The 11,950-nt window shown below is 51.1% G+C and carries 7 protein-coding genes; 6 read left to right on the forward strand and 1 reads right to left on the reverse strand.

The window, feature by feature from the left end; genetic code table 11:
• The 6 genes from VFE46_02245 to VFE46_02270 form a co-directional block, all read left to right on the forward strand.
• Positions 1 to 1,090, forward strand: a 1,090-nt coding sequence (locus VFE46_02245) for a calcium-binding protein (protein HZZ26802.1), incomplete at its 5' end; no start/stop codon positions are given.
• Between the two features lie 156 nt (positions 1,091 to 1,246).
• Positions 1,247 to 3,748, forward strand: coding sequence for a DUF1592 domain-containing protein (locus VFE46_02250; GenBank protein HZZ26803.1), 2,502 nt, complete (start codon positions 1,247 to 1,249; stop codon positions 3,746 to 3,748).
• A gap of 240 nt (positions 3,749 to 3,988) precedes the next feature.
• Positions 3,989 to 5,233 (forward strand): DUF1552 domain-containing protein, encoded by a 1,245-nt coding sequence (locus tag VFE46_02255; GenBank protein ID HZZ26804.1) that lies wholly within the window; start codon positions 3,989 to 3,991, stop codon positions 5,231 to 5,233.
• Between the two features lie 77 nt (positions 5,234 to 5,310).
• The gene (locus tag VFE46_02260; GenBank protein ID HZZ26805.1) at positions 5,311 to 6,678 is read left to right on the forward strand and encodes a sulfatase-like hydrolase/transferase; all 1,368 of its coding nucleotides are present in this window, start codon (positions 5,311 to 5,313) and stop codon (positions 6,676 to 6,678) included.
• A gap of 355 nt (positions 6,679 to 7,033) precedes the next feature.
• Entirely contained in the window at positions 7,034 to 10,822 is a 3,789-nt protein-coding gene (locus VFE46_02265; GenBank protein ID HZZ26806.1) for a hypothetical protein, read from the forward strand.
• 64 nt (positions 10,823 to 10,886) lie between these two features.
• Complete coding sequence (locus tag VFE46_02270) at positions 10,887 to 11,714, forward strand: glycosyltransferase (GenBank protein HZZ26807.1); 828 nt, start codon at positions 10,887 to 10,889, stop codon at positions 11,712 to 11,714.
• 36 nt (positions 11,715 to 11,750) lie between these two features.
• On the opposite strand, the gene VFE46_02275 is transcribed toward VFE46_02270, so the two are convergent.
• Positions 11,751 to 11,950 (reverse strand): hypothetical protein (locus tag VFE46_02275; protein ID HZZ26808.1); only part of this gene is annotated, 200 nt, incomplete at its 5' end.

Consider the following 11,950-nt stretch of genomic DNA (forward strand, 5'->3'; position numbering starts at 1 on the left):
CAATCAAGAGACGGTAAACGGCCTTTCATTCTCAAGCATAGGCAGCTTAACGGGGGGCAGCGGGGCCGATACATTCGTATTCGCCAATGGAGCGGCAGTTACAGGAACCATCGATGGCGGAACGGGCACAGATGTCCTTAAGTATTCACTCTACAGTTCCGCCATAACGGTCGACCTGACGGCAAACACTGCGACGGGCACGGGCGGCATTGCCAATCTAGAGGGGGTCATTGGCAGCAGCAGCAGCAACACATCCGACACGCTAATTGGCCCTAATCTAGTAAATCCTGTTCAAGGAAATATATGGACGATTACCGGCAGTAATGCGGGAACTGTCAACAGTTTCACGTTTTCTGGCATCGAGAATCTGACTGGTGGTCCGCAAGTTGACTCGTTTGTAATTCCCAACGGCCAGAAATTTAATGGCAAAATTGATGGCGGCGATACAACCGAGTTCAATACATTGGATTTCTCTGCCTACACTACCGCCGTAAATGTCGACCTGACGGCAGGAACGGCAACAAATATATCTGGCGGAATAAGCAACATTACCGATGTGCTTGGCGGCTCGGGAAACGATACCCTGAAGGGTGGTCAGAATCCGAAGGGCAGTTTTCTGTCGGGCAACGGTGGCGATGATACGATCACCGGTACGGGGGGTGGCGATATCCTTGTCGGTGGATCAGGCAACGACACAATTACAGGTGGGGATGGCCGGGATTTAATTATGGGCGGCGATGGCCAAGATACGCTTTCGGGAGGGGGAGGCGAAGACATCATTATTAACGGCACAACCAGCTTTGATACTGATTCCGATACGCAAAATGCCATCCTCGATTTTTGGAAATCTACCAGCCTCGATTTTGCGTTTCGTGTTTCACAGTTGCGGGCGGGCGGTGCCATGAGTGATAACATAACCCTTCCGGCACTCGACTCCACCAACATATTTGACGACGGATTTTCCGACACACTGACCGGCGGAACTACGGTCACGCCAACCGACGATAATTTGGATTGGTTTTTCGCTAAATTATCATCCCCGGCTGTGGACACCATTACCGATTTAAGCAGTGGTGAGGCGATTAATTAGTTTTTGGCCCTTTTGCTTGGCGTTTGTAGCCCCTCAGAATTGCTAAGTTGGCTAAACGGCCCTCCACTAACACAGTGTTTCTTGCGTGGAAACCCTGGAATTGCTTAAACTAGATATCGGCTGGAGTTCGGGGAAAGTAATTTTGGGGTACGGCTAGTGTTGAATCAGAAATCCGATCGCTGGTTCATGGGGAAATTGTTGCGCATTTTTCGCTTGGCTTTGGGGTGCGCGCTGTGCCCCTTTCTTAATGCCCAGCTTGCTTGGTCTGCTGACAATGAGCCGAAGCCGGAGTTCCACCAGCAAATTGAGCCGCTTCTTGTCCAATACTGTTACGAATGTCATGGTTTTGGCGAAAAGAAAGGCCAGGTGGCCTTCGACGAATTCAAAACCGATGACGAGTTACTGCACAATCCAGACCTGTGGTGGAAGGTATTGCGAAACGTCAGATCCAACATCATGCCGCCCGCTGGCAATCTTCGACCTACGAATGAAGAAAAACTGTTGCTAGCGCAATGGATTAAGTATCAAGGGCTGGGCATCAATCCTCGGGATCCCGATCCCGGTCACGTCACATTGCGGAGATTAAACCGAGTTGAGTACCGCAATACTATTCGCGACTTGATGGGATTCGATTACAAGACGACGGAAGAATTCCCCGCGGACGATACAGGCTATGGCTTCGACAATATCAGTGATGTGCTCACGGTCTCGCCGTTGCTGTTGGAAAAGTACCTGAAAGCAGCGGAAACGATTGTGGCTGGGGCGGTCCCCACGGAACCGCGATCGATCGACGAACACACGATCCCAGGCAACCGCTTTCACACAGCGGACGAAAAACTCAATGGCAGTCGGTTGTCATTTTATCAACCGGCAACAATTGCCCATTCGTTCCATGCATTGCACACAGGAACATATCGTGTGTTATTGGATGTGGTTGTTCAAGGCAACTTTGAATTCGATCCGGGTCGCTGTCGAGTCATATTCAAAGTTGATGATCAACAAGAATTGCAAGAAGAATTCGGCTGGTACGACGGCAAAAAATTTCATTTTCAATTCGAACAACAATTAAGCGAAGGCGATCATCCGTTCACGTTAAGTTTGGAGCCTCTTACGCCGACAAGCAAAAAAATAAATTCTCTGGATTTGATACTTACCTCAGTGCAAGTTCAGGGGCCATTGGAAGATCAATACCGTGTAAAAACTGCAAACTACGATCGTTTTTTTTCGCGAAGCGAGCCACCGAGCAGCGAAGACGAGCGCCGCCAGTATGCCCGAGAGGTTTTGAGCAAATTTGTGAAGCAGGCTTACCGTCGCCCGGTGGATGATGAAACGATTGAACGATTGGTAACGATCGCTAGGTCAGTTTACTCTCAGCCCGATAAACGCTTTGAAGAAGGCGTGCAACGGGCGATGGTTGCCGTGCTGGCATCGCCACGATTTTTGTTCCGAGCAGAAGAGCCTGATCCTACGCATTTGAACGACACCTATCCCTTGGTGGACGAATACGCGTTGGCCTCGCGCCTGTCTTATTTTTTGTGGTCGTCCACGCCGGATCGTGAGCTATTTCAGCTCGCTGAGCAGGGACAACTGCGAATGAACCTAGAAAAGCAGGTTCTACGGATGATTAAGGATCCGCGCAGCGAGGCGTTGACTCAAAACTTTGTCGGCCAATGGCTGCAAGTGCGTGATGTAGAAGGAACGCCCATCAACGAACAAGCCGTCGTCGCCCGCGAAGACGATGAATTGCGAAAGCTACTCGATACTCTTCGCAATGGCGGCCCTGATATTGATCGCCGTTCCATCTTCCGTCAGCTTCGCAATCGCCCCAATGCCGTGCAGTTAAATGGCGATATACGCCATGCGATGCAGCAGGAAGTCGAAATGCTCTTTGACCATATTGTTCACGAAGATCGGAGTGTATTGGATTTAATCGATTGCGATTACACATTTTTGAATGAAAAACTGGCCAGCTATTATGGACTCCCCGATGTCCACGGAAACGAAATGCGCCAAGTGGCATTGCCCAAAGACAGCCCAAGGGGCGGGGTGTTGACAACGGGCGCCGTGCTTGTTGTCACTTCGAACCCCGACCGCACCTCGCCCGTAAAGCGCGGCCTGTTTATCCTGGACAACATTTTGGGCTCTCCGCCGCCACCCCCTCCGGGCAATGTTCCATTGCTTGAAGACTCGGAAAAGGGGTTTAAAGATCATCAGCCAACCTCACGGGAAGTTTTGGAATTGCATCGCAGTCAGCCTTTGTGCAGTTCCTGTCACACCCGAATGGATCCCCTCGGATTGGGGCTCGAGAACTTCAACGCCCTGGGAAGGTGGCGAGATAAAGAGCGTGGACAGCCGATAGATTCTACGGGGGAGCTTTTGACAGGAGAAAAATTTGAAAGCGTTCAGGACCTCAAACACATCCTGCTTACCCGGTATCGTGAAGATTTTTACCGCTGTTTGACCGAAAAATTGCTGACCTTTGCCTTGGGGCGGGGTTTAAACTATGACGACGTGGATACGGTCGATACCATTGTTGATCGGCTGCAACAAGAAAATGGCCAGTTCTCCGCTCTCTTGACTGGAATAATAGATTCGCCACAATTTGAAAAGAGGCGGAGAGCAATCGCCGTTGTCGGACAAACAGCACAAAAGCCTTAAAGTTCTTCTTTGCCAGCAGGTACAGAAATGAATAACGTTGCTCCAAATGTCAATGGCGAACCGCGGCGACGTGATATAAATCGACGGCACTTTTTGCGAAGTCTCGGTGTTTGCGTCGCTCTGCCGGCATTCGAATCCTTGTTGCCATCCAAGCTGCGAGCCGCCGAAGCGTTTGGTCGTGTTGTTTCTGATCCCACCGCACCAACCTCAGCGACGACTGCCACCGGCGCTCCATTACGAATGGCATTTGTATACTTTCCGAACGGCGCTCGGCAGGACTATTGGTGGCCTAAAATTGCAGAAAATAATTCTCATACTGGCCTTCAGTTTGGCACGGCTGATTTCCAATTCGGCCGCACCATGCAGTCGCTCGAAAAACTTAGGCAACACGTTCAGGTTCTTAGCGGACTTGATCACATCAATGCGACGCCGGGCCCTGACGGTGCTGGTGACCACGCCCGTGCAAATGGCACTTTTTTGACCGGAGTGCGTGTAAGAAAAACTGCCGGCGCCGATATCCATGCCGGCGTTTCCGTCGATCAAGTTGCCGCCGAACACATTGGTCATCTCACTCGGTTTCCCTCTCTCGAATTGTCGTGCGAGCCAGCCCGCAAATCGGGCAATTGTGATTCTGGCTATTCCTGTGCCTACCAATTCAATTTGGCTTGGCGTTCTCCCACTTCGCCGTTGGGGCCAGAGGCGAATCCTCGCCTGGTATTCGAACGTTTGTTTGGAGCGGGTCCGCAAGGGCAACGGCAGGATAATTACTTGCTCCGCCAGCAGCAACAGCGTTCGATCCTCGATTTTGTGATGGAAGACGCTCGGTCTTTGCAAAAAAATCTGGCTGGAAGAGATCAACAAAAACTTGATGATTACTTAACTAGCGTGCGAGAAATTGAGCAGCGCATCCAGCGTGCTGAGCAATTTGGCCAGCCACCCGATCCCGCCATCGACACACCCGCTGGCATTCCGACCAGTTACGAGGAACACCTGCATTTAATGTACAGCATGTTAGTGCTGGCTTTTCAAACAGATTCCACTCGGGTCGCCACGATGCTGATGGCCCATGACGGAAGCAATCGACCATTTCCAGAACTCAATATTTCTGCCGGCCATCACGATCTTTCACACCACCATGGCAATGAAGATATGTTGGCGAAAGTGGGTGAAATTGACATCTGGTACATGAAGCAATTCGCTTGGTTCTTGGACAAGCTGAATGAAACACAAGATATTGACGGACAGCCACTGCTGCACAATTCGATGATTGTTTACGGCTGCGGCAACGCAGACGGTAACCGCCACAGTCACGACAATTTGCCGATTGTACTGGCGGGAAATGGCGGCGGTACATTGTCTCCAGGGCGTTACGTGAAGTTCAATTCGATACCGGCGTGTAATTTGTTTCTGAGTATGTTGGAGCGCATGGAAATTCAAGGCATCCAACGGTTCGGCGATTCCACCGGGCGAGCTCAAGGCATCTGATATATGCCCGCACTCGATTTTGGCCGGAAGTTGGGGCTATTCTTCGAATTCGCGGCGCCGAGGAATGAGACATGTAAATGCCCCACTCCGTCGATAGTAATCAACGGCCTAACATAATTTGTGTAGCAATCGATCGCTTACATATCGGGCATATCGGTGCTTACGGAAATGCCTGGGTACGGACTCCTGCGTTGGATCAATTAGCAGCAGAATCACTTGTACTGGATCGGGCTGTCATTGATTCACCTCATCTGGAAGTAATCTACCGTTCGCTGTGGCTGGGTTTGCACGCCTTATGTCCGAACAATCATGAGTCCCAGCGGCAGCATTTAGCGACGATCCTTTCTCAGGCTGGATGGCATACGGCGTTACTCTCGGACGATCGTACGGTCGCCAGCCATCCTTTGGCTATACCATTTGCAGAGCGAATATTTGTTGAATCGTCTAGTGTCAGACCAAGCTCAAATGGCAACAATGAAATTGCTGAAAATGCCGTGGAAACTGACGCCGCAGCAATTTTCGCTGCAACGGGCAATTGGCTGGAAGTGGCTCAGCGCCCATTTTTCTTATGGATTCATACGGGCACCCTGGGGCAAATATGGGATGCACCGGTAGAGTTTCGCCGACAATTCGTGGGCGAAGACGATCCTCCAGCTGGAAGTTGGACAAACGTACCGAATCGCATTTTGTCACAAAACTTTGATCCCGATGAGTTGCTTGCCATCGTACAGGCCTATGCTGGGCAAGTTTCACTTATTGATCAATTCATCTACTCACTACTCCAAGCGATCAAAAGTACTGAGAATGTAGAGAATACGCTCATTGTTTGCTTTTCACCGCGAGGGTTCCCTTTAGGAGAACATAGTCGGGTCGGTGCCTGCGATGACGCACTCTATGCAGAACTAGTGCATGTACCATGGATAATCCGACTCCCCAAGAGAATTGCTAAACCAGGACGCCTGCAACATTTGGTTCAGCCTGCAGATATGCCGTACACGATTTTGGATTGCTGTAATTTAGATGCTGATCGCCTTCTGTCGGGCGTTACTCCATCGCCAGACAATTCAGCCACTTCAGCCGGTTTTGGAAGATCCATTCTGGATCTTTTAAAGCATGAACGTTTGATTGGTTCTGAATTGGCATGCGCCGTCTCGCTGCCGGATCAAAAGTTTCTTGCCACGATTGCTTGGTCGCTACGTCTTTCAGATAATAGCATTCAACAAAAGCATCTTGGTGAGAACGCAACTAGCCATCAATCTGTGCCGCGAGCTGAATTATTTGCCAAACCCGACGATTGGTTCGAGGTAAACGAAATTTCCAATCTTTGCCCAAATATAGCGGAAGCAATGCAAACAGCGCTGAATCAATTCACCGCGGCTTGCCAGACAGGCCTGCCAGCAACGCTAGCAAAATTAGGAGATGAATTAACAAATCGCTGTGATTGATGGGTGAATTCCCTAGTTCATATTCGTCGGATCAGCCCATCATCCCGGTTGCCATAAGAACGGCAACAAAAACTACACGCTAGCATTTGACGCAACTATCTGTTCCGACCTGGGTTTGAGGAAGAGTCTACTCTATAATCCGCCTCCTTTTCCCAGCGATGGGAATTTCATGGAATGATAATGAATTTGACCCATTGAGCATCTCATGGTCGGACAAGGAAGTCCGAACATCAACTGTGTCTCCGTAAAGCTTGCATCACCTGCAGCAATACTGCGCCGATGGTGCGCGCGCCCGCATCGCAGGCTTCACTATGTTATCTGGATCGTAGTGTTTTGCTGGCAAACCGCCTCGATTTTGGCGGACCCAACTGTGCAACTGCGAATGGAATGGGGGCGCAGCATTGATCGACCTCGGCAGTGGCAAGCCGAGATCTCCATCGACCGCGGAACGCTTTCTCTTGTTCAGCCTTTGGGCATCGAAGCCGACGAACCTGGGTCGATGTGGTCGGACGGAAATCGCATTGAGATTCATGAGCGTAGCGCACGCTCCTACGATGGTCTTGACGTATCCGTGAACGCACCCTTGAACGCTGTGCTAAAACTTGAATTCCGTGACGCTCACGAACCAAACTCTTCCCCCATTGCCACCGAGGCGACACTATCAGATTTGGTGAGTAAACCGGCAATAAATCTGGCGCTCGATAAAGTTGGAAATCGATTGCAAATTCGGCGTGCGCCAGGGGACCTGTTGCGAGTCATATTGCCGCAGGATAGCTTAATTTTCTCACCCGGCGAGAAGCTAAAACTCGATATCGAACCTCGATTGCTTCCAGTTGCGGCTGGCACGACGTTGCAGTTACGCGCACGCCTAAGCTCCGCAGGAGTGGGAGTACCAGAGCAAAGCACTCAGGAACAATCCATTAAAACAACAGCGGAAGAGACGGTGCCCGCCACCATTCATTGGGAATTCACGACTCCACCCAATGACGGCGTGTACGACATCGCTATTGAAGCGTCTGAACCGGCTGCTTTGCGTTGGACGAAATCGAAACAAATTGCAGAACGTCACGTGCAATTTGTCGTTGTGCAGGATCAGTTGCCCGCGTCTTCGTCCGATGCCAACACAAGTTGGACACCTGTCATGGAGATTGATCCTGCAAATCCTCACTGGTACGAGCGATTTGTGGCATCATCCCTCCTCCCAAATCTTGGTCAAGGCAATTTTGGCAATATTTCTTTACAGCCCTGGCAAAAACCATTGGGTTCAGGCGTTCAACTGGCATCGAATGGAAACTCACCCGAACTCCATTGGCAAGCTTATCCTCTGACGATCAATCGACTCGGCACACCTCATATCTTGGAAATCGAATACCCGAGCGACGTTCTACAAACGCTCGGAGTTAGCATTGTCGAGCCGAATGCCGCCGGTGCCGTTGTGCCCATCGGACTAGATTCGGGTGTGTACGTTGTCGATGAATCCATGGCGATGCCGGCAAAGTGGCTGAAGCATCGCTTGCTCTTTTGGCCGCGCACCAAAAATCCAATCGTGCTGTTAACGAATCGCCGCGATGACCTTCCGGCTGTATTTGGAAAAATCCGTGTATTGGCAGGTCCCAGTAAGCTGCCTCATTTCCCATTGGCCGGTGTCCCCGTTCCGGAGCGTTTGCTTGCCTCCTACCAAAGCCAGCCACTGATTTCAGAATGTTTTGGCAGTCCGGAAGTACTCGACCCCCCAAGTGGGCGCAGCCTTAACGACTGGCAATTTTTTTATGATGGCGCAATTCGGTTGGCAGAATATCTGAACTATGTCGGTTACGGCGGGCATATGCTCACCGTGATGGCGGGAGGCAGCACAATTTATCCCAGCACTTTGGTCGAACCGACGACTCGTTTCGACAAAGGAGCGTTTTTCGAAACGGCTCAAGACCCGGTTCGAAAAGATTCGCTGGAATTGGTGGCGCGTATTTTTGATCGGGAAAGATTGAAGCTGATTCCTTCTTTAGAATTTGCAGCGCCTTTGCCGGAATTGGAAAACCGCTTGCGACGCGGCGGGACGGATGCGGTTGGAATCCAGCTTATCGGTTCCGAAGGCGAAATTTATACTGGCCAACTTCGCGCACCAGATAAATCCGAGCAAAGGTACGGTAAGCCAACCTTTTACAATCCGTTGAATCCATACGTTCAGGATGTCATGTTGGCGGTCGTGCGTGAATTAGTACACCGATATTGTCGGCACCCTGCGTTTTCGGGATTGGCAATCGAACTATCCGCCGATGGCTATGCACAGTTGCCCGGTGAATTGTGGGGACTCGACGACGACACCGTCGCCCGCTTTCAGCGAGATACCGGTCTCAATGTCCCCGGCGCCGGCAGCACACGGTACGGCCAACGAGCTGCATTCTTTGCTCGGCCAGATGCCAACGATGTCGTCAATCCGCACCGGGAGACATGGCTAAAGTGGCGCGCCAGCAAAATGGCGGACTTTTATCTGCGCTTGCAAAAGGAGCTTACGTCTGTTCGACCTGATGCTGTTTTCTATCTAACGGCAACAAATCTATTTAATTCTCCCGAATCGCAACGGTTGTTCCGGCCGTCTTTACCCGCAAAAACTTCCATCGATCAGGCACTCCTAAGTGTGGGAATTCAAACAAACTTACTTCGTGATGAGCGGGGCCTAGCCCTCGTTCGACCCGAATGCCTCGAACCGCCAGAAATGCTGTGCAATGCAGGCACTGATTTGGAACTGAACAGGTCGAGCGACCTCGACGAGCAATTCCGAGGAAATATGGCGTCTAGTGTGCTCTTTTTGCACGCGTCACAACACGCCCGTCTGTCGTCCTTCGATGCTAAAAGCCCATTTGGAAAAGAGAAGCCATGTGCTGAAGAGCTTTACGCAGAATTGTTGCCTGCTGATCGGCGCAATCGCCAACGATTTATACATGCTCTGGCAGCGTTCGATGCTGATTTCATATTTGACGGTGGATTGCTCTTGCCCATGGGACAAGAGGATTCACTCACCGATTTTGTGACGGCGTTTCGTCGCTTGCCGGTTGGAAAATTCGAAACCCTTGCACAGGTTGCGCAGCCAGTTACTGTTCGCACGTTGTTTCGAGATAACAGCACTTACGCCTACGTTGTGAACGACTCCGAATGGCCTGTCACAGTAACTCTTGGGCTCGATATTCCACTCGGCTGTCGCATTGACGAACTAAGCGGTCAGCGCAGGTTGCCCGCTTTGGCTGGCGCCAATTGGACAATTGCGATGGAGCCTTTCGACTTGATCGCAGTGCGATTCTTGGGCGCCGATGCACGGATTAAAAGCGCGCAGGCCAATTTAGACGAGGACAAATTAAAGCCTTGGCTCGACAACCGTGTGCACGAATTGCTACAGCGCAAAGCCATGTTGGCAAATCCACCGGCACTTCAGCTCCTAGTAAACCCCAGTTTCGAACTGCCCGCTAAAAATGGTCAAATTCCAGGCTGGTCGATGATAAATCCCGCGGGCGGCAGTCTCAGCATCGACGCCGAGGGCGCCGCAGTGCAGACGAAGCCTGTTGGCAAACAGGCGGCACGGTTAGATTCCAATGGCTCGGTAGTTTCGATGTGCAGCGAACCTTTCCCTGTGCCCCGCACGGGACGGCTCACCTTTTCAGTTTGGCTGCGCGTAGAAGACGTACAACAACAACCAAACCTTTGGCTGGCCATCGACGATGGAAAAGGCGAATATTATCCGCATGCCCAAGTCGGACAGGGCCAGTTTCATATCGGCGAACAGTGGTCGCATTTCCAGTTGCCAATTGACGATCTACCCCTCTCAGGCCTTGATAAACTCCGCGTCCGTTTCGACTTGATGGGGCCAGGTCGCGTTTGGATCGATGATGTGCAGTTGTTTGATCTGAAATTTACCGATTCGGAGCTGGGTCAACTCGGAAAAATTCTGTATCGCGCTGATTCTCAGCTTCAATCCGGCAAATTAGCGGAGTGCATGGATCAACTAAATGGATATTGGCCACGGTTTTTGTCCACCTTCGTGCCATTGCCTCCTCCCATTGCCAATCAACCCTCTGTCAATGCTCCATCGCCTCCCCTTAATGAGAAACCGGCGATTAGAACGAGTGGCCCGGCGTGGTGGCAATTCAAATAAGTCTTGTTACGTCAACAAGGAAAGATCGAGTCGGTCGATCAGCAAGCAAACAATAGGAACACCCATGTCAACGACGACCATTATTGTCCCGTGCCACAACGAAGCCCGGCGGTTTAATTCCGCGCAATTTGGACGCTTCTCGATCGATCACCAAGACGTCCGGTTTCTGCTAGTTAACGACGGCAGCCAGGACGCCACGTTGACGATTATTGAAGGATTAGCAGTTGCGAATCCACGCCAATTTGAAGTTTTGAATCTTGTTCAAAACCGTGGCAAAGCGGAAGCCGTGCGTTTAGGAATTTTGCAGGCAGCACGTAGAAATACAGATTATATCGGCTTTTGGGACGCAGATTTGGCAACTCCTTTGCAGGCCATTGTCGACTTCATTTCCGTACTAGAACGCCGGCCCGAAATTGAATTACTCTTGGGAGTGCGGATGCCGCTGCTCGGACACAACATTTGCCGACAGCCTCTTCGGCGTCGATTAGGAACTGTGTTTGCGCAGGTTGCGTCGTTCACGCTAGGAGTGCGTTTTCGTGATACACAGTGTGGCGCGAAAATGTTTCGCGCTTCGCCAGAAATCATGGCTGCCTTCTCACAGCCGTTCCATTCGCGTTGGATATTCGATGTGGAACTCTTGGCTCGGATGATTCGTATGCAGCGCAGAACCACTTCAGCCCGCCTGCAGGAGACAGTCTACGAATTACCGCTTGATCAATGGGAGGATGTAGCCGGCTCGAAACTAAAGCGAGGCGACTTTTTTAAGGCCGTGTCCGAGCTTGCAGCCATCTGGTGGCGTTACTTACGTCCTGCTGCTCCTCAGTTCACCCAGCAGACAGTGAAAGAAACAACGCCAGAAGAAATCTCTGGAACGATTCGCCGAGCCGCATAGGAAAAAGCAATCTAGCAGCAACGAAAACAAACGACTCTATTTGGTTGCCCCATTGTTCCGTTGCGCCAGTGATGCCTTCTGGCCCAACACCAGCACACTTCCCTGGCGCGGGAATTCTGCGCATTCTCCAAGAATTGCCACGTCGGCCGGTAATTGCGTCGCAAGTCGAGCATAATGCTCGCTCGTTGTCACCACAAACGAATCGGTCGATTGCTGCAGAAATTCGATCAAACGTT

This window comes from Pirellulales bacterium (assembly GCA_035656635.1).
Classification (GTDB): domain Bacteria; phylum Planctomycetota; class Planctomycetia; order Pirellulales; family JADZDJ01; genus DATJYL01.